This is a genomic window from Streptomyces sp. NPDC025651 (assembly GCF_055558735.1).
Genome location: NZ_JBVHLZ010000010.1, coordinates 1 through 23,778, shown reverse-complemented (window position 1 = coordinate 23,778; position 23,778 = coordinate 1). Strand labels below are relative to the sequence as shown.

Here is a 23,778-nt window from a genome sequence, read left to right as displayed (position 1 = left end):
TTAGATTCTATGACCCGTCAGATGCCTCAGGACAAGCCCCGGGGAGGACTCATGTCAGACTCAGGCACCGCACCCTCCGATGCCGCACCCTCCGGCCTGCCGCCCGAGTTCCACGAGATCGCCAAACGCGTGAACAACTGGGGCCGTTGGGGAGCGGACGACGAGATCGGCACCCTCAACCTCGTCACCGACGAGGTCGTGCGCGAGGCCGCGGCCACCGTCCGCAGCGGCCGCCGCGTCGCGCTCGCGCTGCCCCTCAAGGAGGACGGCGTCCAGACGGGCCTGATACCGGGCCGCATCAACCCCCTGCACACGATGGTGCAGATCAACCAGGAGCTGTTCGGCCCCGGCACGGTCGCCACCAGCGACGACGCGGTGACGATGGGCCTGCAGACCGCCACCCACTGGGACGCGCTCACCCACGTCTCGCACTCGGGAAAGATCTACAACGGCCGCCCCGCGGACACCATCACGGCCCACCGGGGCGCCGAGTTCAGCGGCATCGACACGATCCCGTACATCGTCTCGCGCGGCGTCCTCCTGGACGTCGCGCGCGCCAAGGGCCTGGACCGGCTGCCCGGCGACCACGCGGTCACGCCCGAAGACCTGGACGAGGCGGCGGAGTTCGGGGGCGTCACGGTCCGCGCGGGCGACATCGTGCTCGTCCGGACGGGACAGACGCAGGTGCTGCTGGCCGGCGACAAGCACGCGTACGGCTATCCGTCGCCCGGCCTCTCGGTGCGCACGCCCGAGTGGTTCCACGCGCGGGACGTGGCGGCGGTCGCGAACGACACCCTGACCTTCGAGATCTTCCCGCCGGAGATCGAGAACCTCTGGCTGCCCGTGCACGCGCTCGACCTGGTCGAGATGGGGATGCCGCAGGGCCAGAACTGGAACCTGGAGAAGTTGTCCACAGCCTGTGCGGAAGATTCCCGGTACGCCTTCCTGCTCTCCGCGATGCCGGAGCCGTTCACCGGCGGCACGGGCACGCCGGTGGCCCCGGTCGCCGTGCTGTGAGCCCCCGTGACCCCCACCTCTTCGGACGGCGGCGCGTCGGCTTCCGCCCCGAGCGCGATGCCGCGCGCCGCCGTCCGGCTCCGGCGCTCGACCCTGCCCCTCACGGCCCCGAAGGGATGGGCGCCGAAATCACGACCCACATCTCGTCAAGGACCTCCGTCACCGAGCACCCTCGACGTCCCCTCGCGGCGAATCGCTGCACACAAGCGTGATCAATCGGACACGGTACGTCAACACCCGGCCGGGGATTAATGAATTATGCCGGATTTGCCCCACCCGCGCATGGGCGCGCGCATCGTGGCACACGACGGCGCATACGGGCTCAGAGGGCCCCGCACCGGAGCGGAGGGGGGCTCGTGCGGCTCGCACCGCCGACGCGGCGCCCGGAAGGGGCGCGGGGCTGTGACATCAGCGGCTTCGCCGCGAAGGGGGTACCTCTCTGCTCGAGCGAAGCCGAGAGCTCGGGGAAGCGACCAGCCGCGACGCACCCGCGGCCGACCCGCCGGCCGTCCGGCGCGACGCTCAAGGGCCCAGCCGCTCACACCGCTTCGTAGGCGACGCCGGCCTCGCCGCGGGATGCTTCGTCGAAGGACGCCGCGTCATAGGTCGCGCCCTCGAAGGTCACCGCTGCCACGCCCGCGTCGCACCGGTCCACCTCGCACCAGATGCTCTTGCCGACGCCTTCGGGCTGCCAGCCCCAGCGGTCGGCGAGGCCGTCGACGAGCTCCAGGCCGCGGCCGTTGGTGTCGTCGCCGTCCGCGTGCCGCGGCGCGGGCGGGCGGGCGCTGCGGTCGGCGACCTCCACCCGGACCGTCCCCGCGGCGTCGGCGGGACCGTCGGGGATGCAGGGGAGCAGCATGCGCAGCACGGCCGGACAGCCCGTGTGCACAACGGCGTTGGTGACGAGCTCCGAGATCAGCAGGATCAGCGTCTCGGCCACCGGCTCGTCGGCCTCTATTCCCGAGCCCGCCAGCCGCGAACGGGCCCATCGCCTGGCCCGTCCCACCTCTGCGGGGTCGGCCCCGACCTCCAGCTGAACTTGAAGCACCTGCACCGCTCACACCATCCGAACCGGCGGACACATCGCCTCGCGACTCCACAGGGTCACGGAACGTGAACCCATTGAGAGCCAGCATGATTGACGTTCAGTCACCCCAACAAGCGCTTCGGGCATATTCCAGCGCGAAGGAGTACGCGTGCTGCATACTGTGCGACGCGCGCCGCGGGGGGTCGAACAGGTGGGTACGGAACCCAGTCCTGCGCCGCGAACGGCGGGCATTCCCGGTCCCGGAGTCGCCTCAGGGGCAACACCGGGATGGCTCAGCCTCAGAACCACTCGCATCCCACACAAGGTACCCGAGCCGGACACCGACTCCGTGCCGTGACGAGTCACGCGTAGGACACAACCCGATATCGACGCTCAGTAGTCCCGGCGCGGGCCGCTCCCCGGCCGCGCAACAACGGACAAAGCGCTCGATATCGGGTAGACCAATGTCTCAGAGGGCCGCGGCCAGCTCCTCCTCCGCGTCCCGCGCCGTCCGCCCCAGCTCGGCGCGCACCCAGGCCCGCTTGAGGTGCAGATGCACGTCCGCCTCCCAGGTGAACCCCATGCCGCCGTGCACCTGGAGGCAGTCCCGCGCGTTGCGCACGGCCGCGTCGTCGGCCAGCAGCTTGGCCCCGGAGATCTCCAGCGCGTCCCCGGTCACGGCCGCCGCGTACACCGCGGCGCGGGCGAGCTCGGCCCGCACGAGCATCTGCGCGCAGAGGTGCTTGACGGCCTGGAACGCCCCGATGGGCTGCCCGAACTGCTCGCGCTCACGGGCGTGTTGGACGGCCAGGTCGCAGGTGCGGGCCGCGCCGCCGAGCTGCTGCGCCGCATGGAGCAGCGAACCGGCGGGGCGCCCCGGGCTCCCGGCGCCGGGCACGCGGTGCAGCGGCGTCAGCGGGTCGACGGAGCGCAGCGGCACGGCGCCCGCCGCCTCTCCGAGCACCACGTCGGCCTCCTCCAGCCACGGCACCAGCGAGCCGTCGACCTCGGTCACCACGGTCTCACCCGACGCGGCGCCCGGCACGGTCCCCGCCGCGAGGAACGACGCCACCGCGGGCCCCGGCAGCAGCGCGCGTCCCGCCTCCTCGAAGACCAACACGGCCTCCGGCAGGCCCAGTCCGACCCCGCCCTCCTCCTCGGGCAGCGTGAGCGCGAAGAACCCGGCATCGCCCAGTTCGCGCCAGAGCGCCCGGTCGACGCGGTCCGTGGCGTCGCGCAGGGAGAACCGCCCCTCCAGGAGCCGCCGCATCCCGTCGCGCAACGCCACCTGGTCCTCAGTGAGTTGGAAATCCATCCGGGCTCTCACCGCCCCTTCGGGAGACCGAGGATCCGCTCGGCCACGATGTTCTGCTGGATCTGCGAGGTCCCCGCCGCGATCGTGTACGACAGCGAGGACAGGCGGTCGAGGTTCCACTCGTGGCCGAGGTCGAGCGCGCCCGCGCCGAGCACCTCGGCCGCCGCGTCGTACAGCTCCTGGCGCGCGTGCGAGTACCGCAGCTTGAAGACCGAGCCGCCCACGCCGGGCACTCCACCCGTGCGCTGCGCCTCGCTCACGTTCCACTGCGTGAGGCGCCACAGCGCGGCGAACTCCGCGCTCAGCCGCCCGAGGCCGCGCCGCAGCGCCGCGTCGTCCCAGCGGCCGTTCTTCCGTGCCTCACGGGCGAGTTCACCGAGCACGCGACGGCAGGCCACCACCTCCCCCACGAAGGCGGTGCCCCGCTCGTACGACAGGGTCACCATCGTCACGCGCCAGCCGTCGTTCTCCTCGCCGACCCGGTTGGCCACCGGCACCCGCACCTCGTCGAGGAACACCTCGGCGAACTCCGTGGATCCGGCGAGCGTGCGCAGCGGGCGTACGGTGATGCCGGGGGCGTCCATCGGCATCGCGAGCCAGGTGATGCCCCGGTGCTTGGGCACGGCCTCGCTCACCGGCGTCGTACGCACCAGGAGCTCGCACCAGTCGGCGACCTCGGCGTGCGAGGTCCAGATCTTGGACCCGCTCACCACGTAGTGGTCGCCGTCGCGCCACGCGCGCGTGCGCAGCGACGCGAGGTCGGATCCGGCGTCGGGCTCGCTGAAGCCCTGGCACCACACCTCGTCGCCGCGCAGCACGGGCGGCAGCCACCGCTCGCGCTGCTCGGGGGTGCCTTCGGAGGCGATGGTGGGCCCCGCGTGCAGCAGGCCCACGAAGTTGGCCCCTACGTAGGGGGCGCCCGCCTTCTCCGTCTCCTCCAGGAAGATGAGCCGCTGCGTCGGGGAGGCGTCCCAGTGCACCTCCCCGTAGCCCGCGTCGTACAGCATGCGCTGCCACGCGGTGTCGTAGGCGCGGCGTCCGGGCCAGTCCCGGGGCGAGGGCTTGGCGGGGAGCTTCGGGAGCACCGCCGCGAGCCAGTCGCGAAGGCCGGCCCGGAAGGCCTCCTCCTCTTCGGTGTACGTGAGGTCCATGCGGCGCGTCCCCTCCGGCCCTCCGAAAAGATCTGATGACCCGTCAGACAGCAGGCTAGCCCCGCACCCCTGGACCGACAAGGCGCGGAGCCCTACGCTCTCGACACCATCTGACTACCCGTCAGTTCCGCCGGTGGCGCCGGGAGGGGATCGCATGAGGACCTCGGAGAACGAGACCGCGTACGCACTGGGTGAGTCCCGCACGCTCTGGGAGCTGATCGCGCGCCGCGCCGACCTCACCCCCGAAAGGCCCGTGCTCCTCCAGGCCGCGGCCGACCCCGCCGACGACCGCACGCTCACCTTCGGGGAGCTGCGGGACCGCGCCGAACGCGTCGCCGCGGGCCTCCACGGCATGGGGGTGCGCCCCGGCACCGTCGTCGCCTGGCAGCTGCCCACCCGCATCGAGACGGCCCTGCTCTCCTTCGCGCTCGCCCGCATCGGCGCCGTCCAGTCCCCCGTCATCCCCTTCCACCGCGACCGCGAAGTCGGCTTCGTTCTGCGGGAGTCGAAGGCCGAGTACTTCGCGGTGCCCGGGACCTGGCGCGGCTTCGACCACACGGAGATGGCGCGAAGGCTCGGCGCCCGGGGCGAGTTCGAGGTGTTCGAGGCGTACGAGACGCTGCCCGACGGCGACCCGTCCGTCCTGCCCCCGCCGCCCTCCGACGGCACGGCGGTCCGCTGGATCTACTGGACCTCGGGCACCACGTCCGACCCCAAGGGCGTCCTGCACACCGACCGTTCACTGATGGCGGGCGGCTCCTGCCTCGCCCACGCCCTGCGCCTGAAGGCCTCCGACGTCGGCTCCATGGCGTTCCCCTTCGCGCACATCGCGGGCCCCGACTACACCGTGATGCTGCTGCTCTACGGCTTCCCCGCGGTCATGTTCGAGCACTTCGCGCTGCCCGCCGCGCTGGAGGGCTACCGGCGCCACGGCGTGACCGTGGCGGGCGGGTCGACGGCCTTTTACTCGATGTTCCTGGCCGAGCAGCGCAAGCTGGATCCGGGCGAGAGGGTCATCCCGACCCTGCGCCTCCTCGCGGGCGGCGGGGCACCCAAGCCGCCGGAGATCTACCACGCCGTCGTACGCGAGATGGGCTGCCAACTCACCCACGGGTACGGCATGACCGAGGTCCCGATGATCACGATGGGCGCCCCGGACGACACTCCGGAGAACCTCGCGACGACGGAAGGGCTGCCGCCGGAGGGCATGGAGATCCGCGTCACGGACGCGGACGGCAAGGAGCTGCCGCCCGACACGGACGGCGAGGTACGGCTGCGCGGGGAGGCCGTCTGCCGGGGCTACGTGGACCCGCGGCAGAGCGCGGACGCCTTCGACGCCGACGGTTTCCTGATCACCGGCGACCTCGGCCACCTCAAGGAGAGCGGCCACCTGGTGCTCACCGGGCGGGCCAAGGACATCATCATCCGCAAGGGCGAGAACATCTCCGCCAAGGAGATCGAGGACCTGCTCCACCAGCACCCGGCCGTCGGCGACGCGGCCGTCATAGGCCTGCCCGACCCCGAGCGCGGGGAGCGGGTCTGCGCGGTCGTCGAACAGCGCGCGGGGGCCGGTGAGTTGACCCTGGAGACGGTCGTCTCGTACCTGCGCGGGGAAGGCCTCTCCACCTACAAGCTGCCGGAACAGCTGGAGGTGGTCGAGGCGCTTCCCCGCAACGAGACGCTGCGCAAGGTGCTGAAGTATCAGCTGCGGGAACAGTTCTCCCAGGGCTGAGGCCGTTCCGGGGTGCCTACTCCGGCACCGTGAAGTACTGCGCGAACGCCGTCACGATCTCCTGCTCCGCGACCTTGCCGTCGCCGTCCGTGTCCAGCGCGCCGGCCACCGTCCCCGCGATGTCCTCGGGCACGCCGAGCGCCTTGAGCGCCCGACCGGCCTCGGCGGGGGTCACCGCTCCGTCGGTGTCGCCGTCGGCGACCGCGATGACCGCGTGCAGGAAGGGCCTGGCGATCTCGGCGAACCGGCCGGGGTTGTCCCGCAGCCGCTTCACCGCGCCGCCCACGAACTCGTCCCGGGTGATCCGCTGGTCCCCGTCACGGTCCGCGATACCGGCCATGCCCTGCCAGAAGGCCTCGGCTCCGATGTAGAGGGCCTGCCCCTTCTCCGAGCGCGCCGTCGCGCCGAACTCCGCGCACAGGGCGGCCGCCGCCGTGCTGAAGTCCTCACGGGAGATGTAGCCGTTGCCGTCCTGGTCGAAGGTGGCGAACCGGGCCGCGATCCTACGCTCGTACTCGGCACTGTCCATGGTCTTCGGGCCGCCTCACTTCCGCGGTTGGGTGCGTGTTCAAGGGGTGTGTGTCCCCGCCAGCGAGCGTACGTCTTCGCAGGCCACCGGGGGGCGGGAAACCGACGCTTGTGCCAAGACCGCCGGAATTCCGGGACAAGGGTGTGGCACGGGAGTGATGTGCTGCACTGTTCCCGTGGAAGCGGTTGCGGCGAGTGTCATAGCGGTGTTGGGAACTCTGCTGGGTGCGGGGGTCACGCACGTCTTCCAGCGGAAGGCGATCGCACGGACGGAGGAGTTCACCCGGGGCGAGAAGCTGCGGCAGGAACGGATCGACGCGTACTGCGCGTACGCGGGGGCGCTGGTCAACTACCGGCGGGTCCTGGTCGACCGCTGGTTCAGCCGGGCGGAGAACCGCACCGAGGAGAGCGAGGAGTCCCGCTTCCGCTCCTACGAGATGCGGTCCGAGGCCCAGGAGGCGCTGTTCCGGGTGCAGTTGCTGACCAACGACGAGGAGCTCGTCCGGCTCGCCGCGGAGACCCTGGAGCAGGTCGCCGACGTGCACAGGACCGACGACCGCGGCGTGCTCGGCGAGCGGCGGCGCATCTCGCGGGACGCGATCAACTCCTTTGTGGCGGCGGCCAAGCGGCACGTGTAGGAGCCGGGTCGGGTGCGGGGGCTAGGCGGAGAGCGGGGTGGCCCCGTCGTCCAACGCCGCCCCCACGTCCGGGAAGACCTCGAACAGGCGGCGTACGCCGAGGGCCGCGAGGACGCGGTTCACATGGGAGCCGTCGACCGCGCCCTTGGCCGGCAGTATCAGCCGAAGGCGCCCCTGGCAGGAGCGGATCAGACGCCGCGTGGCGATCAGCACGCCGACGCCGCTGGAGTCGCAGAACAGCACTTCGGAGAGGTCGAGCACGATGCTGCGGCGGCCGTCGGCCACCGCCTCGTGCACGCGCTGGCGCAGCACGGGCGAGGTGAGCAGGTCCATCTCGCCGGACACGCACAGCACCGCCCAGCCGGACTGCTCGCCCACCGTCACCTTGAGCGTCACCCGCCACGCCTTCCGCTCGCCCTGCACGCCACTGATTCCGCAGTGATCCGGAAGCAGTCCTTACGCTTCGTTCTGCTTCGGCTGCCCCACCGCTCTCCCATGAAACACCAGCAGGCTCCCGTCAATATCATCCGGTGCCCGGCAGAAGCCGCGCTTTGCCTCAAACAGGAGTGCGCTGTCAGCGGTGCCGACTACATTCGATGGAGAGTCGGGAACGACGGAAGTACGGTCGGAGAAGAAGGCACCACGAACAGCAGTACGGCCAGCAGTACGGGCAAGCGCACGAGGGGGGACGCATGCCGAAGGACGCGCCGCGGCGCTGGGACCACCGGATGCAACAGCGGCTCGCGCACGGAGAGGCCGCCGCGCTCGGCGAGCTGTACGACCGCTTCGCCTCGCTCGTGCACGGCCTCGCCCACCGCGTCCTCGGCGAGGAGAGCGCCGCGGACCGCATCACCCGCGAGGTCTTCACCCACATCTGGGAGAACCCCGACGCGTACGACCCCAAGCAGGGCCCCCTGCGCTCCTGGATCGCCACGCTCACCCACCAGCAGGCCGTCCGCAGGCTCCGCCAGACCGAGTCCGCCGCCCTCGCCCGCGGCGGCGAGGGCACCACGGAGGACCTGGAGCGCAAGGTCCGCCGCGCCTCCGCCGCGGCCCGCGCCGACTACATCGTCTCGGCCATGCCCACCCCGCTGCGCGCCGCCCTCGAACTCGCCTACTTCCAGCGGCGCGACTACCGCCAGACCGCGGCCGACCTCGGCGTCACCGAGGACGAGGCCCGCCGCAGGCTCCGCCTCGGCCTGCAGCTCCTGTCCACGGCCAACGACACCGGCGCCCCCTCCGCGGCCCCGACCCCCGGCACCACGCCCGGATTCGGGACCGTGCTGTGACCGGCTGCGACCGCCCCGAGCCGTTCGACGAGCCGGACCGACCGGACGGCATGGAGCACGGCACGCCGGACGGCGCGCCGCGCATACCGCTGCCGCGCACCTCCATAGAGGACACCGGACAGCCCGTACCCGACCCGCCGCCGGCGCGGGACCCCGGCGAGACGCCCCCTGTCCCGCCCCTGACCGTGCCGCTCGTCCTCGAACACCGCGTCCTGAAGTCCCTCCTCGGCGCCTGGGCGCTCTCCGCGTGCTCCGCCGAGGAGGCCACCGCCGTCGAGGAGCACCTGGGCGGCTGCGGGCCCTGCGCGGAGGAGGCGCTGCGGCTGCGCGACGCCGTCGGCCTGCTGCACCCCGAGGAGAGCCTCGACCTCGACCCCGGTCTGCGCACCCGCGTCCTGGAGAGCTGCCTCGGCCGCCGCCCGCCGCGCATCCCGGTCCCCGAGTGGGCCGTGCCCTACGACGCGGAGACCGCCCGCCTCGACGCCCTCCTCCAGGACATCGGCGACGCGGAGTGGCACGCCCCGGTGCGGCTGCGCTGGTTCGAGGAGGACGCCCCGGTCAGCAGGAAGACCACCGTGGCCGGAGTCATCGCGCATCTCCTCGCGGTCGACGGCCTGGTCGGGCTCGCCCTGGGCCTGGACGACCCGCTCGGCCCCGAGCGCACGGGACCCCAGGACCCCTTCCACCGCACCGAGGCGTACTGGCGCGCCTCGCACTTCCCGCCCACGCGCGCGGTGCGCGGCCCCTGGCGCGACCAGACGCACGAGCTGATCCGCACGGTCTCGTTCACGGGCGGAGGCTCGGGCCGACTCCCCGTGCCGTACGGGACGGTCCCCGGCGACCCCGGCACCGAGGCCGCGCGGCAGATCGAACTGCCCCTGCGGGACTCGATGCTGGACCGCGCCTTCGAGTGCTGGATCCACGCGGGCGACATCGCCGACGCCGTCGACTACCCGTACGCGCCGCCCGCGCCCCGGCACCTCCACCGCATGATCGACCTCGCGGCCAGAATGCTCCCCGGCACCCTCGCCGAGCGCCGCCGTGCCGGGCTCGCCACGCCACCGCGCGGCCTGGTCGCCGCGGGCGCGCCGGGGCGCAGCCTGCGCCTGGAGATCGAGGGTCTCGGCGGCGGCGAGTGGTTCATCCCGCTCGACTCCCCCGCGGCGACCGCGTCCGCCGAGCACGAGGTGGCCCATGTGGCGCTGGACGGCGTCGAGTTCTGCCGCCTGGCCGCGGGCCACGTCTCCCCGGAGGAAGCGGCCGCGGGCCAGGGCGGCGACCGCGAGGCCATCCGCGACGTCCTGTTCGCGGCGGCCTCGCTGAGCCGGATGTAAGAAGGCGGTCGCCCGCCGAGGGTTACGCGAAGACCACCGTGCGGCGCCCGTTCAGCAGAATCCGCCGCTCCGCATGCCACTTCACGGCCCGCGCCAGCGCCTGGCACTCCACGTCACGGCCGATCGCGACCAGCTGGTCGGGGGTGACGTCGTGGCCGACCCGCTCGACCTCCTGCTCGATGATCGGCCCCTCGTCGAGGTCGGCCGTCACATAGTGCGCGGTGGCACCGATCAGCTTCACACCGCGCGCGTGTGCCTGGTGGTACGGCTTCGCGCCCTTGAAGCTCGGCAGGAAGGAGTGGTGGATGTTGATGATCCGCCCGCTGAGCTCCTTGCACAGGTCGTCCGAGAGGACCTGCATGTAGCGGGCGAGGACGACCAGCTCCACGTCCTGTTCGCGCACGATCTCCAGGAGCCGCGCCTCGGCCTGCGGCTTGTTGTCCTTGGTCACCGGGATGTGGTGGAAGGGGATGTCGTACGAGGCGACGAGCTCGGCGAAGTCCGTGTGGTTGGAGACGACCGCGGCGATCTCCACGGGCAGCGCGCCGATCCGCGAGCGGAACAGCAGGTCGTTCAGGCAGTGCCCGAACTTCGACACCAGGAGGACGACCCGCATCTTGTCCTCGACGCGGTTGATCTGCCAGTCCATGTGGAAGGAGTCGCCGACCGCGGCGAAGCTGGCCCGCAGCTTGTCCACCGACACCGGCGCTTCCGCCGAGAAGTGGACGCGCATGAAGAACAGTCCTGTGTCGTGATCGCCGAACTGCTGGCTGTCCTCGATGTTGCAGCCGGTCATGAAGAGATAGCTCGACACGGCGTGCACGATGCCCTGCTTGTCGGGGCAGGAGAGGGTGAGGACGTACTGCTCAGAGGGGACGGCGGGGGCGACGGACTGCTCGTTCATGCGGCCAAGGTTCCCACAGGCGTCACCGCTGTGGGCAATCGTCCCGCAGGGCGGGACGGGTGGGCACAGCCCTGGTGCCGGGTACCGATCGGTCGGGCGCCGGCCCCGTCTCAGGCAGACCGAGTCAGAATCCGCAGCACCTCAAGCGTCTTCGGCGGCACATCGGGATCCTCCCCGTCGCCCGCCGCCAGGCGGACGTGCGCGTCCCGCGCCGCCCGCACGGCCTCCGGCCACCCCGGGTGCTCCAGATAGACGGACACCAACGCGTCCGGGCCCACCTCGTGCATGATCCGCAGCACCCGCAGCACCGCCGTGTCGACGAGCGCCGCCTCCTGCGGGTCCCGGAAGATCGTCCCGACGTATTTCTCCGCGGACCAGTTGTCCAGCCACGTGTCCTCGACGAGCCGGTACACGGCGTCGGTCACGTCCCCGTACTCCTCGCGCCCCGCGAGCCAACACTCGCGCTGGAAGTCCGGGTCGGAGAGCATGTGAAGCGCCGAGCGCACGTTGCTGCGCCAGCGCCACCACGGCATGTCGTTGGTCGGCATGCCGCCCATGGTGCTAGAGCGACGGCCGCGACGGGAAGACTTCTCCGAACCTTGCACGGTCATGGATCGTACGTTCCCACCGCGCGCACGCGAACCGGACCCCGCCCGTTCACCTTCATGTCACTGTCCGTTGAGAACGAGTCACTCCACGGTTGGCCCGCCACCGGAATCGTGCAGGGACATGACCGGCCGGCGACGCACCTTCTTCCCCCGCCCCTCCCGAACCGCAGTACTCTCCGCGGCCGCAGCGGCGGCGTGTACGTCGCTGATAGCCGGGTGCGGGGTCATCCCTGGAGCCACGGGGGGTTCCAGGGACGACCCCATCACCGTCATGACCTGGGCCCCCGAGAAGACCAAGGCGACCAACAAGCCGGGCGTCCCCGCCATGGCCCAGGCCTACGCGCGCTGGGTCAACGCCCACGGCGGCCTCGGCGGACGCGAGCTGAAGGTCCTCACCTGCAACGACCACAACGACCCCGTGGGCGCCGCCGACTGCGCGCGCGAGGCGGTCGACCAGGACGTCGTGGCGGTCGTCGGCGCCTACAGTCAGCACGGCCGCTCCTTCCTCGCCCCCCTCGAAGTCGCCGGCATCCCCTTCATCGGCGGCTACGGCATCACCGACGACGAGTTCAGCAGCCCGCTCTCCTACCCCGTCAACGGCGGCGAGCCCGCGCTCATGGCGGGCAACGGCCGCCAGCTCGCCTCCCGCTGCGAGCGCGTCTCCCTCGTACGCCCCGACACCCTCGCCGGCGACGAGCTGCCCAAGCTGCTCAACCAGGGGCTCGCCGACGGCCACCACAAGCCCGTCGCGGACATCCGGGCCCCCGAGGACAGCACCGACCTCACCCCGCAGGCCGAGCAGGCCCTCAAGTCCGCGGGCGCGAGCGACGGCTGTGTGACCGCCGCGCTCGGGGCGCGCACCGACACGTTTTACGACTCGTTCCGGCGCACCAAGGACGACTACCCGCCGGTCCGCATCTCCTCGGTCCTCGGCAGCGTCGACCAGTCCCTCGTCGACCGCACGGGCGGCGCGAGCGGCCCCTACGAAGGCGCGTACGTCACCGGCTGGTACCCCGCGTCCAGCGACCCCCGCTGGGACAAGATGCGCCAGGTCATCCAGGAGCAGGCGTTCGGCGACAACCGGGTCGACCCGGCGGACGCGGGCGTGCAGACGACGTGGATCGCGTACACCGTCCTGAAGCAGGCCGTCGAGTCGCTCGACGGCGGCGAGGTCAGCGCCCAGTCGCTGCGCCGCGCCCTCGACGGCGGCCTGCGGGTCCGGACGGGCGGCCTCACGCCCACGCTGAGCTGGCGCTTCGAGGACCTGCTCGCGGCGAGCGAGTTCCCGCGCCTGATCAACTCGGGCGTCACGTTCCAGGTGGTGCGGGACGGACGGCTCGTCCCGGCGCGCAAGGGGTTCGTGAACGTGGAGAAGACACTGGAGCAGACGGCGTAGGCAGCGGCGACCGCGCCCCGGAAGGGGCGCGGGTCCCGAACCGCCTTGTCCGGCGAAGCGCTACAGCTGCGTCTTGTTCCGCTCGGTCAGGCCGTACTTCCGCGCGATCGCGTTCCAGTGGTTGGCGGCCTGCTCCTTGGACTTCGTCGCCGCCTCGCTCTGCTTGTTGCCCGCCACGGTCTGCGGGGTGGTGCGGGCGTGGCCCTTCCTGCAGCCCTTCTTGCCCGCCACCTGGTCCGCCCACGCCGCGTAGTGGTTGTCGGCCGCGGCGGACGCCTTCCAGGCCCTGTTGAGGGACGCGGTCAGCTGGTCGTTGGCCGGGAGCTTGTCGACCTTCAGGGCGGCGAGCCGGGTGACGAGGCCGCTCCGCTGCTTGGCGGCGGCGCGCAGGTCCTTCGCCGACCGGCCGAGGTTCTGGCACTTGCCGACGTTGCGTACGGCGGCGATGACCGAGTCACGGCTGTTGTTGCTGTCGGCCAGGAGCTTGTCCAGGGCGACCGCCTGGTCCTTGGCGGGGTCGGCGGTCGGCGAGGGCCGCTCGTCCGGCTCGGCGGACGCGGCGACGGGCTTGCCCTCGTCCTTCTTCTCGTCGTCGTCACCGCCGGAGCTCAGGAGCGCGCCCGCGCCGACGCCGAGCGCGGCGATGCCGACGCCGAGTACGGCGATGAGGGTCCCCTTCGAGCGCCCACCGCCGCCGCGGCGTCCGACACCGTGGCCGCCCGGGGCCGGTGCGGGGGCAGGGGCGGGGGCGGGCTCAGGGGCCTCGAAGCGGGGCATCTGCTGCGTGGAGGCGGGGCCCTCGGCCTCCGGCTCGGTGCGGAAGAGGCTGTCGAACTCGGCGGGCGGCTGCCGGTCGCCGGGGGCGCCGGGGCGGATGCCGTAGGGGGCGGCGGACGGCTCGGGCGGGGCGGTGTTTCCGCCGGGGACGGGCGCGATGAACTGGGTGGGCTCGCTGTCGGGCGAGGCGGCGGGCGCGGCGCCGGGTACGGGCGCGTTGGCCCTGCCCAGGAACTGCGTGGCGTCGGCGGCGGGAGCCTCGGGCGGCAGGGCGCCGGGTCCCACCGGGGGTATGTACTGCGTGGCCCCCTCGTCGACGCCGCCCCCGGGCACGGGAGCGATGTACTGCGTGGCCTCGCTGTCGGACGGCGCCCCGGGCACCGCGACGGGCGGCAGCGGCTGGGCGCCCTGCCCGGCGGGCAGCGGCTGGGCCGAGGCCGCGGGCGGCAGCGGCTGAGCGCCGTGCCCCGCGTGCGCCCCGCGCGCGCCCTGGCCCTGCCGGCCGGTGTACGGAGTCTCGCCGTGGCCCTGCTGTGGCGTGGGGGCGGCGTGCGCGCCGTGGCCCTGCCGGGGCACGGGCGCGGCATGCGCACCACCGTGGCCCGGCTGCCCCGCGTACGAGGCCTCCCCCGGACCGCCCTGCCCACCGTGCCCGAATCCCCCGCGCCCCGCCTGCCCACCGTGGGCTGCCTGACCACCCTGGGCCGGTTGACCACCGTGGGACATCTGGCCGCCGGGGGCCGCCGGACCGCCGTACCTCGCCTGACCGCTCTCGGCGGGTTGACCGCCGTGGGCCGCCTGACCACCCTGGGCCGGTTGACCACCGTGGGACATCTGGCTGCCGGGGGCCACCTGACCGCTCTCGGCGGGTTGACCACCGTGGGACATCTGGCCGCCGGGGGCCGCCGGACCGCCGTACGAGGCCTGGCCGCCGTGGGCCGCCTGGCCGCCGGGGGCCGCCGGACCGCCGTACGAGGCCTGGCCGCCGTGCGTCGCCGGGCCGCCGTACGAGGCCTGGTCTCCGTACGACACCTGGCCGCCGTACGAGGCCTGGTCTCCGTACGGCACCTGGCCGCCCTGGACCGGCTGGCCGGTGGCGTAGGGCGCCTGGCCCCCGTACGAAGCGTCGGGGGCGGCCGCGGGTGCTCCCTCTGGAGGGAGCGGCTGGGCGGACGTCTGGTGTGGTGTGCCCCACGCCTGGCCCTGGCCCGGGCCCGCCTGCGGCGGTGGGCCCGCCGGTTCGGGGCCCCAGGGCTGGCCCCACGGGCTGCCGCCCGCCGGGGCGCTGTGCCGGCCCGCGGTGCCGGGAAGCAGCGGCTCGCTGCCGTCCGCGGGCAGCACGACGCCCTCGTGGGCGGGCCGGGCCGCGGGCTGCTGCGGATCGGAGGAAGCAGCGCCCTGACCGCTCTGCTGCGTCACCGGGACTCCTACGAATGGGGGACCTACGGAACCGTCGGGTCACGCTACCGGGTCGCCACATCGCTCTGCCACGCAGCTCAGAACGCTGCCCTCCGCTCAGCGGCTGGAGTAACAAAACCTCCTTCCCTGACGCTGCTTACGGGTACGCGCGCGCGTCTCACGCCGCCTGGATGTCGACGCGCGCCCCGAACTCCCGTACCACCGGCTCCTCGCGGTAGGGCTCAAGGCGCTGCTGGAAGTCCTCCAGATACTCCGCGCCGCGGTTGGACCGCAGCGTGCCGAGGAGTTCGACCGCCTTCAGGCCGGTGTGGCAGGCCTGCTCCACCTCGCGCCGCTGCACCTGCGCCGTGGCGAGCAGGACGAGGCCGATCGCACGGCGCCTCGCCCGCGTCTCGGGGTGCCCGTCCAGGGACTCCTGCGCGCTGCGCGCCGCCGCGTCCGCCTGGCCCAAGTCACGGTGACAGTGCGCCATTTCGTCGGCCAGATAGGCGTGGTCGAAGTGCCGGATCCACACCGGGTCGTCGCCGGACCCCGCGTCGCCCGACGCACGGTCCATCGCCTCGACCGCGCGGCCCGCGACGACCTGCGTGGCCCGCGCGTCGCCGAGCAGCGCGTGCCCGCGCGCCTCCGCGGCGTAGAACATCGCCTCCGCGCGGGGGGTGACCCGTCCGCGCGTCCCCTCCTGTGCGGCCCGCGCCAACTGCGCGATCTCGCGCGGGTTTCCGAGCTGGGCGGCCAGATGGCTCATCGACGCGGCGAGCACGTACCCGCCGTAGCCCCTGTCCCCGGCCGCCTGGGCGAGGCGCAGCGCCTGGATGTAGTAGCGCTGGGCGAGGCCCGGTTGGCCCGTGTCGACGGCCATGTAGCCCGCGAGCTCCGTCAACCGCGCGACCGCGGCGAACAGTTCGCGCCCGACCGCCTCCCGGTAGGAGCCCGCGAGCAGCCCGGAGACCACGGAGTTGAGGTAGTGCACGACGACGGGGCGCACATGCCCGCTGCCGAACTGGTGGTCCAGCTGCGTCAGCGCCTCCGTCATCGCCTTGACCGCCGCCACGTCGGACATCCCGACGCGCGGCCCCGCCGTGCGCCCGACCTGCGGGTCCGGCGAGGAGATCAGCCAGTCCCTGCTGGGCTCGACGAGCGCGGAGGCGGCCACGGACGAGCCGGAGAGGAAGTCACGGCGGCCCACGTCGCTGCGCCACAGCTCACAGACCTGCTCGATGGCGCCGAGGACGGTCGGCGAGAACTGCAGGCCCACGCCGGAGGCGAGGTTCTTGCCGTTCGCCATGCCGATCTCGTCGATCGTGACGGTCCTGCCCAGCTTGCGGCCGAGTGCCTCCGCGATGATGCCGGGCGCCCGCCCGCGCGGCTGCTGCCCACGCAGCCAACGGGCCACCGATGTCTTGTCGTACCGCAGATCGAGACCGTGTTCCGCTCCGCACATGTTGACCCGGCGGGCCAGTCCGGCGTTGGAACAGCCGGCTTCCTGAATGAGCGCCTGCAGCCGTTCGTTGGGCTGCCGCGCGACGAGAGGCCTGGCGGCCATGGCGTACCCCCTGTGTGCACCGTGGACCATCGTTGGGGACGGCCGTCGCGGACCGCCTCCCGATGATCAATGCCCTTGGGGCAGGGTGAAGATGCGCCACAAAAGAAGCAAAAGAAACCATGAAGAACAACAAGTACGACTCTGTGCGGACCTGTCGGTCCCCGGGCTTCCTCCGAGGCGTCCTCTGATTGCCCTTGACCTGGCTACCCGCACCCGGAAGCCAATCCCCATGCGCGCCCCCACCCGTGCTCCCATGCGCCCCGCTCGCAGGATCGATGCTCCTCGTCCGCCCTCGCGTGCGCCCGTAACCCGAGGTGGCGGCGGGAGTTGAGAACTGCGTGGAAGAGACCATCGGAGTCACGTCAGCCGCGCAGATCCCGAAGCAGCGCGGAGAAGCCTTGCTGGACACGGCCGTGCGATACGCGGAAGAGCGTCACTGGGACGTGTTCCCCGGAACCTGGCTCGAGTCCGCCGAGGGCGCCGAGCAGTGCTCCTGCGGGGACACCGCGTGCGCCGCGCCCGGCGCGCACCCCGCCCGCGAGGACTGGGCGACCCAGGCCACCGGCAGCGCGACCGTGGCCCGGCGGCTGTGGCAGAAGCAGCCCAAGGCCTCGATCCTGCTGCCGACGGGGCGCACGTTCGACGCGATCGACGTGCCCGAGACCGCCGGATTCCTCGCACTCGCCCGCATGGAGCGCATGGAGCTCACGCTCGGCCCGGTGACCTGCACCCCCGACCGGCGCATGCAGTTCTTCGTGCTCCCCGGCGCCACGGTCAAGGTCCCCGACCTCGTCCGCAAGCTGGGCTGGCCCCCGGCCGCCATCGACCTGGTCGCGCTCGGCGAGGGCGCGTACGTCGCCGCTCCCCCCACCCGCTTCGGCGCCTCCGGCGCGGTGCAGTGGGCGTGCCGTCCGACCGCCGCCAACCGCTGGCTGCCGGACGCGGAGGAGATCATCTCGCCCCTGGCGTATGCCTGCGGCAGGGAAGCCCGCCGCTAGGCTGCCGAGTTCTTGCCCCGCGCGGCGAGCGCCTCCGTCGTATCGTGCGAGCACGGGTACGACGGTCCTGCGACGGAGGGCGGAACGGGTGACCGAGGCAGCGCCGGCGGCGGTACGGGTCCAGGGGCTCTGGAAGCGGTTCGGCGGACAGATCGCCGTGGCCGGGATCGATCTCGACCTGCCCGCGGGCAAGTTCATCGGCCTGGTCGGCCCCAACGGCGCCGGGAAGACCACCACCCTGTCCATGGTCACCGGCCTGCTGCGGCCGGACCAGGGCACCGTCCAGGTCGTCGGGCACGACGTGTGGCGCGACCCCGTCGAGGTCAAGGCCCGCATCGGCGTGCTCCCCGAGGGGCTGCGCCTGTTCGAGCGGCTCTCGGGGCGCGAACTCCTCGCGTACACCGGCAGGTTGCGGGGGCTGCCCGGTGCCGAGGTCGACAAGCGCGCCACCCAGCTCCTCGACGTACTCGATCTCGCGGGCGCCCAGCACAAGCTGGTCGTCGACTACTCCACCGGCATGCGCAAGAAGATCGGCCTGGCGGCGGCGCTCCTCCACAACCCCGAAGTCCTCTTCCTGGACGAGCCGTTCGAGGGCGTCGACCCCGTCTCCGCGCAGACGATCCGCGGCGTCCTGGAGCGCTACACCGCCTCCGGCGCCACCGTCGTCTTCTCCTCGCACGTCATGGAGCTCGTCGAGTCCCTCTGCGACTGGGTCGCGGTCATGGCCGCCGGCCGCATCCGCGCGCACGGCACGCTCGCCGAGGTCCGGGGCCCGGCGGCCTCGCTGCAGGAGGCGTTCCTCGAACTCGTCGGCGCGAACGGCCGCACCACGGGCTCGGACCTGGACTGGCTGGGCGGCGGTGCGCGATGAGCACCCCCGTGACCGCGTCGCCGGCCGCCTCCGCCCCCGGGATCACCCCCGTCTTCGTACGTCTGAAGCTGTCCCTGCTGCGCAACGGGCTGCGGCAGTCGGCCGGGCGCCGGGTCGCCTACATCGCGTCGATGGTCTTCTCCTTGCTGTTCGCCGCGCTGCAGCTCCTCGGTCTGGTCCTGCTGCGCGGCAACGACCACGCCGCCGCCCTCTGCGTCCTGCTCGTCGCGGTCCTCGCGCTCGGCTGGGCGGTCATGCCGCTGTTCTTCCCGAGCGGCGACGAGACCCTCGACCCCACGCGTCTGGTCATGCTCCCGCTGCGCCCCCGCCCGCTCGTGCGGGCCCTGCTCGTGGCGTCCCTGGTGGGCATCGGGCCGCTCTTCACGCTCTGCCTCGCGGCGGGCGCGGCCATCGCCCTGGCCCACGGCGCGGCGGCGGCCGTCACCGGCGTCGCGGCCGTCGCGCTGACCGTCCTGGTCTGCGTGGCGCTCGCCCGCGCGGTGGCCGCCGCCAACATCCGCCTCCTGACCAGCCGCAAGGGCCGTGACCTCGCGGTCCTGAGCGGCCTCGTCATCGCGATCGGCGCGCAGGTCGTCAACTTCGGGGCGCAGAAGCTCGGTTCGTCCGGGCTCGCCACGCTCGACCCCGCGGCGGACGTGGTGCGCTGGATCCCGCCGGCCGCGGCGCTCGGCGCGGTGGACTCGGTGAGCGAGGGCGCGTACGCGACGGCCGCGGCCCAACTGGTCCTGACCCTGGCCGCTCTGGCGGGCCTCCTCGCCCTGTGGCAGCGCAGCCTGACCCGCCTGATGACGGCCCCCGACGGCTCGACGCTCCCGGCAGCCGAACCGGACAAGGGCACCTCCCGCGCGTCGGGCACCCTCGGCGGGCTGCTCCCCGCGGGCCGCACCGGCACCGTCATGGAGCGCAGCCTGCGCTATGTGTGGCGCGACCCGAAGACCAAGGCCGCCTGGGTGACGTCCCTGGCCATCGGCCTGATCGTGCCGCTCTTCAACGCCCTGCAGGGCACCGGTTCCGTCTACTTCGCGTGCTTCGCTTCGGGAATGCTCGGCGTCCTGATGTACAACCAGTTCGGCCAGGACACCTCGGCGTTCTGGATGGTGGCGATGACGATCTCGTCGACCCGCGACGCGTACGTGGAGCTGCGCGGCCGGGCCCTGGCCCTCCTCGTCATCACCCTTCCGTACGCCACCCTGGTCGCGGTCGTCACGACGGCGATGCTCGGCGACTGGCCCGCGCTCCCCGAGGCCCTCGGCCTCTCCTTCGCCCTGCTCGGCGCGATGCTGGCGACGGGCGCGTGGTCCTCGGCCCGCTTCCCGTACTCGATCCCGCAGGAGGGCTACAAGAGCGCGGCCCCCGGCCAGGCGGGACTCGCCTGGATCTCCATCTTCGGCGGCATGGTCGCAGCCGCCCTGCTGTGCGCCCCGGTCATCGCCCTCACGATCTGGCTGCACGCCTCGACCGGCTCGACCTGGACCTGGCTCCTGCTGCCCGTCGGCACGGCGTACGGCGCGGCCCTCACCGACCTGGGCCTGCGCCTCGCGTCCCCCCGTGTGGCCCGCCGCCTGCCGGAGATCCTCACGGCGGTCAGCAAGGGCTAGGTCTCGCAGCACCGGCCCCGCACACGCAGACGACCCGCGAGCCGTGGTTCCTGCCGCCCGGGGGCGGAGGAAGCCGGCCGGACGTACCGGCGGCTCGCGGGTCGGGTGACTGCTTGGGAATAGGGCCGGCTGCACGCATCACACACGTGCTGGTCCGGCGCCGAATTCGAGTTGCGACGACGGGCCGCTAGCCCGCAGTCACCTCACGCGTCCGGTTTCCATACATCGGCCGAACCACCTCCCTTCTCGTGTGCACGCCACCCTAGGAACCGCCCCGCGCGCCGCACAACCGAATTTCCGCGCACTACGTTTTCTCTCCAAATCCCTCCAACTTCCGGGAACTGCCTGTGGGGTGCGTCACGTTCGAGTTGAATGATCTGAGGACATGGCCTGCAGGGGGTTCCAGGTGAGCGCTTCGCGGCAGAGCGGAACTACTGACGAACTGGGTCCTGAAGAGCCCGAGCCCGGAGGGGCCGAGTTGCTTGCGGCGCTGCTCGACGGGATGGACGCCGCGCTGTGCGCCTTCGATGCCGACGGCGTGGTGACGCACTGGAACCGTGAGGCCGAGCGGATCCTCGGGTGGTCGGCGGCGGAGGCCGTCGGGCGGCGGGGGCTCGCCGGGTGGGCCGTGCGGGCCGCCGATGCCGGGGAGGTCGAGGGGCGGCTGCTGTCCGCGATGGACGCGCCGGGGCGGCAGGTGCACGAGTTCGCCCTGGTGACCAAGGACGGCGGCCGGGTGCTCGTGCGCACGCAGTCCGCCTCCGTGCGCGGCGGGGACGGGAAGCCCTCGGGGGTGTACTGCGCCTTCAGCGAGGTGCATGCCCAGATCGACCTGGAGCGGTCCATCGCCCTGAGCGAGGCCCTCTTCGAGAAGGCCACCTGGGGTGTCGTCCTCGTCGATGCCGACCTGCGGCCCGCCGTGATGAACGAGCACGCCGCCCGCGCGCTGGGAGTCGGGCGTACGGCTGCCCTCGGCCGCCCCCTCGCCGATCTGCTCGGACAGGGCGTCGAGGAGCTGGAGAGCGCGCTGGCCCATGTGCTCGCCGAGGGGGCGCCGCCCGCGCCCGCCGAGCTGTGGGTGTCCGTGCGGTCGGGCGGCGGCCAGGACGACGGGTTCGAGCGGCGGTGCTGGCGCAGCGGCTTCCTGCGGCTCGCCTCGCCGCTCGCGGAGGAGCCCGTGCCGCTGGGCGTCGGCTGGCTCTTCCAGGACGTGACGGAGGCCAAGCAGACCGAGCAGGAGGCCTCTCAACTGCGCTTCCGTTCGCAGCAGTTGCACCGCGCGGCGCGCGCCGCCGCCGAGTGCGAGGACCCGATGGAGGCGGCCACGGTCCAGCTGGACTTCGCGCTCGCCGGGTTCGCCGACCACGCCCTGGTGGACCTGGTGGCGGGCGAGGAGCCGGTGCGGCTCGTGCGGCTCGCCGCGACGCCCGCGGGGCCGCCGGGGCCCTGCCTGCCGGTGGCCATGGCCGGGCTGCCGGTGCGCTATCCGGAGGGGCATCCGGCGACGCAGTGCGTGGAGCGCGCCGGGTCGGTGCGCTCCAGCGCGGGGGCGGCCTCGCCGGAGCGGGCCCGCGCGTGGGCCGCCGCCCGGCAGTGGCCCGACGACTCGGTGCACGCCCTGTGCGCGGTGCTGCGCAGCCGGGGGCGGACGCTGGGCGTGGTGACGTTCCTGCGGGCCCCCGGGCGCGGGCAGTTCGAGCGCCCCGACGCGGCGTACGCGGAGAGCGTCGCGGCCAGGGTCGCGTCCTCGCTCGACCTGGCCCGGACCCTGAGCGACTGAACGGCCGGGCGGCCGGGCAACTGAGCGACCGAGCGCTAGGAACCGGCGCTCTCCGGCTTCGTGCCCAGGATCTCGCGCGCCTGTTCCGCCGCGCGCGCCGTGCTCTCGGAGACGAAGTCGAGGAACCGCGCGATGTTCTCCAGGCGGGTGGCGGCCGGAGTGCCGGGGACGAAGACGCGTACGCCCTCCTGTGCCGTCTCCACGACCTGGGCGATGGAGCGGGCGCTGGCCATCATCGACCGGTACCAGATGTCGTCGTCCACGACATAGCGCTCGCGGCGGCGTTCGTCGCGCTCCCTGCGGACGAAGCCCTGGCTGTCGAGGTACGCGACCGCCTTGGAGATGGACGCCGGGCTGACCTGGAGGCGCCGGGCGAGTTCGGCGGCGGTGAGGCTGCCCGAGTCGGTGAGCGTGAGGCAGGCGAGGACCCGGGACATCATCTTCGGCATGCCCGACGCCATGACGACGGTGGTGAACACCTCCTCGTACGCGCGCACGGCCTCGGCGTCGCGCCCGTGGGCCTGCGGGGACGCCTCCGCGCCCTGAGGCGCGGCCTGCTTCCGCCGCTGGGTGCGGCGTTCGGTCGCGCGGTGGGCCAGCTCGGCGCGGTAGGAGGCGGGGCCGCCGTTGCGCATGACCTCGCGGGTGATGGTCGAGGTCGGGCGGTCCAGGCGCCGGGCGATCTCCGCGTAGGCGAGGCCGTCGGCCAGCCCCAGCGCGATCTGCTGGCGTTCCTGCTGGGTGAGCCTGCCTCCCGGCATCGCGTTCTCCCTCATTCGTCCTCTTCGGCGCCGTCAGCATAGCGTTCACCCTCACCTCATTGCAACGAAAGGAACGCATCGCGTTGCGTTAGGCTCGAAACCATTGCAATGATTTCCCTGCTTTGACCTGCGGTTACTGCATTCATGCGCAACGAAGTCGTTGCCACTTCATGAAACGCAACGTAGCTTTTACGACATCGGAAACGGCGGGCCGACAGAGAGCCCGCCCCTGACGAAGGAGAAGCACGATGCAGAAGTTCGACACCCCCGCCCCGATCTCCGCCGTCCTCGACATCCCCGCGGGCCGCATCCGGCTCATCGCCGCCGACCGGTCCGACACCACCGTCGAGGTCCTGCCCGCCGACGCGTCGAAGGACCGTGACGTGCAGGCCGCGGAGCGGATCCAGGTCGCGTACGCCGACGGCGCCCTGCACATCGAGGCCGCGGCCGCGAAGAACCGGATCCTCGGCAACTCCGGCTCCGTCGAGGTGACGGTCCAGCTGCCCGCCGGGTCCCGGGTCGAGGCGAAGGCGGCCGCCGCCGAACTCCGCGGCGTCGGACGGCTCGGCGACGTCACCTACGAGGGCGCGCACGGCGCGGTCAAGCTCGACGAGACCGCGGGCGCCCGCCTCACCGTCCAGGCCGGCGACATCTCGGTCGGCCGCCTCGGTGGCCCCGCGGAGATCAGCGCGCAGAAGGGCGACCTCCGGATCACCGAGGCCGTGCGGGGCGAGGTGACGCTGCGCACCGAGTCCGGCGCGATCGCGATCGGCGCCGCCCGCGGGGTCTCCGCCTCCCTCAACGCCGGTACCGGCTACGGCCGGATCGACAACGCGCTCAAGAACAGCGACGGCACCCCCGGCCTGACCATCCACGCGACCACCGCGTACGGCGACATCACCGCCCGCAGCCTCTGAGCCCACCCACTCCCCCGCACCGCAGCTTCCAAGGAGTCCCTCTCATGACCAGCTTGGCCATCGCGGCGCACGGGCTGCGCAAGTCCTACGGCGACAGGACCGTGCTCGACGGCATCGACCTGACCGTCCCCGAAGGAACGATCTTCTCCCT

At 72.7% G+C, this 23,778-nt stretch carries 21 protein-coding genes and 1 pseudogene; 12 read left to right on the top strand and 10 right to left on the bottom strand.

Annotated elements, in window-relative coordinates; all coding sequences use genetic code 11:
• The first annotated feature begins 51 nt into the window (after nt 1–51).
• The gene (locus ACZ4D5_RS30735; RefSeq protein WP_467775715.1) at nt 52–1,017 is read left to right on the top strand and encodes a cyclase family protein; all 966 of its coding nucleotides are present in this window, start codon (nt 52–54) and stop codon (nt 1,015–1,017) included.
• A gap of 538 nt (nt 1,018–1,555) precedes the next feature.
• Here ACZ4D5_RS30735 and ACZ4D5_RS30730 read toward each other — a convergent pair.
• The 3 genes from ACZ4D5_RS30730 to ACZ4D5_RS30720 all read right to left on the bottom strand — a co-directional run bounded on the left by ACZ4D5_RS30730 (nt 1,556) and on the right by ACZ4D5_RS30720 (nt 4,510).
• Nucleotides 1,556–2,071 carry an ATP-binding protein gene (locus tag ACZ4D5_RS30730; protein WP_467775714.1) on the bottom strand — a complete coding sequence of 172 codons (516 nt, stop codon included), beginning with the start codon at nt 2,069–2,071 and terminating at the stop codon, nt 1,556–1,558.
• A gap of 442 nt (nt 2,072–2,513) precedes the next feature.
• On the bottom strand, nt 2,514–3,359 hold the full coding sequence (locus tag ACZ4D5_RS30725; RefSeq protein WP_467775713.1) for an acyl-CoA dehydrogenase family protein: 846 nt from the start codon (nt 3,357–3,359) through the stop codon (nt 2,514–2,516).
• An 8-nt stretch (nt 3,360–3,367) separates the two neighbouring features.
• Nucleotides 3,368–4,510, bottom strand: a complete 1,143-nt coding sequence (locus ACZ4D5_RS30720; RefSeq protein WP_467775712.1) for an acyl-CoA dehydrogenase family protein — start codon at nt 4,508–4,510, stop codon at nt 3,368–3,370.
• A gap of 154 nt (nt 4,511–4,664) precedes the next feature.
• Here ACZ4D5_RS30720 and ACZ4D5_RS30715 point away from each other — a divergent pair, with 154 nt between their 5' ends.
• Entirely contained in the window at nt 4,665–6,242 is a 1,578-nt protein-coding gene (locus ACZ4D5_RS30715; protein WP_467775711.1) for an AMP-binding protein, read from the top strand.
• A gap of 16 nt (nt 6,243–6,258) precedes the next feature.
• On the opposite strand, the gene ACZ4D5_RS30710 is transcribed toward ACZ4D5_RS30715, so the two are convergent.
• Nucleotides 6,259–6,771 (bottom strand): EF-hand domain-containing protein, encoded by a 513-nt coding sequence (locus ACZ4D5_RS30710; protein ID WP_467775710.1) that lies wholly within the window; start codon nt 6,769–6,771, stop codon nt 6,259–6,261.
• Nucleotides 6,772–6,976: 205 nt separating this feature from the next.
• On the opposite strand from ACZ4D5_RS30710, the gene ACZ4D5_RS30705 reads away from it, so the two are divergent.
• Nucleotides 6,977–7,408, top strand: coding sequence for a hypothetical protein (locus tag ACZ4D5_RS30705; protein WP_467775709.1), 432 nt, complete (start codon nt 6,977–6,979; stop codon nt 7,406–7,408).
• A gap of 21 nt (nt 7,409–7,429) precedes the next feature.
• Here ACZ4D5_RS30705 and ACZ4D5_RS30700 read toward each other — a convergent pair whose 3' ends face one another.
• Nucleotides 7,430–7,804 carry an STAS domain-containing protein gene (locus ACZ4D5_RS30700; RefSeq protein ID WP_467776029.1) on the bottom strand — a complete coding sequence of 125 codons (375 nt, stop codon included), beginning with the start codon at nt 7,802–7,804 and terminating at the stop codon, nt 7,430–7,432.
• 296 nt (nt 7,805–8,100) lie between these two features.
• Between ACZ4D5_RS30700 and ACZ4D5_RS30695 the strand changes: the two genes are divergently transcribed.
• Both ACZ4D5_RS30695 and ACZ4D5_RS30690 read left to right on the top strand, forming a co-directional pair.
• The gene (locus ACZ4D5_RS30695; protein ID WP_467775708.1) at nt 8,101–8,697 is read left to right on the top strand and encodes a sigma-70 family RNA polymerase sigma factor; all 597 of its coding nucleotides are present in this window, start codon (nt 8,101–8,103) and stop codon (nt 8,695–8,697) included.
• A gap of 50 nt (nt 8,698–8,747) precedes the next feature.
• Complete coding sequence (locus tag ACZ4D5_RS30690; protein ID WP_467776028.1) at nt 8,748–10,031, top strand: zf-HC2 domain-containing protein; 1,284 nt, start codon at nt 8,748–8,750, stop codon at nt 10,029–10,031.
• 22 nt (nt 10,032–10,053) lie between these two features.
• Here ACZ4D5_RS30690 and purU read toward each other — a convergent pair whose 3' ends face one another.
• Nucleotides 10,054–10,935 (bottom strand): formyltetrahydrofolate deformylase, encoded by an 882-nt coding sequence (purU, locus tag ACZ4D5_RS30685; RefSeq protein WP_467775707.1) that lies wholly within the window; start codon nt 10,933–10,935, stop codon nt 10,054–10,056.
• Nucleotides 10,936–11,045: 110 nt separating this feature from the next.
• Complete coding sequence (locus ACZ4D5_RS30680; RefSeq protein WP_467775706.1) at nt 11,046–11,546, bottom strand: SCO4402 family protein; 501 nt, start codon at nt 11,544–11,546, stop codon at nt 11,046–11,048.
• A 118-nt stretch (nt 11,547–11,664) separates the two neighbouring features.
• On the opposite strand from ACZ4D5_RS30680, the gene ACZ4D5_RS30675 reads away from it, so the two are divergent.
• On the top strand, nt 11,665–12,939 hold the full coding sequence (locus ACZ4D5_RS30675) for an ABC transporter substrate-binding protein (RefSeq protein ID WP_467775705.1): 1,275 nt from the start codon (nt 11,665–11,667) through the stop codon (nt 12,937–12,939).
• Nucleotides 12,940–12,999: 60 nt separating this feature from the next.
• Here ACZ4D5_RS30675 and ACZ4D5_RS30670 read toward each other — a convergent pair whose 3' ends face one another.
• Both ACZ4D5_RS30670 and ACZ4D5_RS30665 read right to left on the bottom strand, forming a co-directional pair.
• Nucleotides 13,000–15,135 carry a hypothetical protein gene (locus tag ACZ4D5_RS30670; RefSeq protein ID WP_467775704.1) on the bottom strand — a complete coding sequence of 712 codons (2,136 nt, stop codon included), beginning with the start codon at nt 15,133–15,135 and terminating at the stop codon, nt 13,000–13,002.
• 157 nt (nt 15,136–15,292) lie between these two features.
• Nucleotides 15,293–16,681 carry a transcriptional regulator gene (locus tag ACZ4D5_RS30665; protein ID WP_362343491.1) on the bottom strand — a complete coding sequence of 463 codons (1,389 nt, stop codon included), beginning with the start codon at nt 16,679–16,681 and terminating at the stop codon, nt 15,293–15,295.
• A 338-nt stretch (nt 16,682–17,019) separates the two neighbouring features.
• Here ACZ4D5_RS30665 and ACZ4D5_RS30660 point away from each other — a divergent pair, with 338 nt between their 5' ends.
• From ACZ4D5_RS30660 to ACZ4D5_RS30645, 4 genes are all read left to right on the top strand, one after another.
• Nucleotides 17,020–17,679 carry a bifunctional DNA primase/polymerase gene (locus ACZ4D5_RS30660; protein WP_362343488.1) on the top strand — a complete coding sequence of 220 codons (660 nt, stop codon included), beginning with the start codon at nt 17,020–17,022 and terminating at the stop codon, nt 17,677–17,679.
• Between the two features lie 88 nt (nt 17,680–17,767).
• A complete protein-coding gene (locus tag ACZ4D5_RS30655) occupies nt 17,768–18,550 on the top strand; it encodes an ABC transporter ATP-binding protein (protein ID WP_467775703.1) in 783 nt (260 codons plus the stop codon).
• Nucleotides 18,547–20,169, top strand: a complete 1,623-nt coding sequence (locus ACZ4D5_RS30650) for a transporter (protein ID WP_467775702.1) — start codon at nt 18,547–18,549, stop codon at nt 20,167–20,169. Before ACZ4D5_RS30655 ends, ACZ4D5_RS30650 begins: the two co-directional genes overlap by 4 nt.
• A gap of 406 nt (nt 20,170–20,575) precedes the next feature.
• Nucleotides 20,576–21,949 (top strand): PAS domain-containing protein, encoded by a 1,374-nt coding sequence (locus ACZ4D5_RS30645; protein ID WP_467775701.1) that lies wholly within the window; start codon nt 20,576–20,578, stop codon nt 21,947–21,949.
• Nucleotides 21,950–21,984: 35 nt separating this feature from the next.
• Here the strand turns inward: ACZ4D5_RS30645 and ACZ4D5_RS30640 are convergent, their stop codons facing one another.
• Nucleotides 21,985–22,710 (bottom strand): helix-turn-helix domain-containing protein, encoded by a 726-nt coding sequence (locus tag ACZ4D5_RS30640; protein WP_467775700.1) that lies wholly within the window; start codon nt 22,708–22,710, stop codon nt 21,985–21,987.
• Nucleotides 22,711–22,958: 248 nt separating this feature from the next.
• Here ACZ4D5_RS30640 and ACZ4D5_RS30635 point away from each other — a divergent pair, with 248 nt between their 5' ends.
• Nucleotides 22,959–23,627 carry a DUF4097 family beta strand repeat-containing protein gene (locus tag ACZ4D5_RS30635; RefSeq protein WP_467775699.1) on the top strand — a complete coding sequence of 223 codons (669 nt, stop codon included), beginning with the start codon at nt 22,959–22,961 and terminating at the stop codon, nt 23,625–23,627.
• 44 nt (nt 23,628–23,671) lie between these two features.
• Nucleotides 23,672–23,778: pseudogene (locus ACZ4D5_RS30630) on the top strand (ABC transporter); the annotation flags it as partial.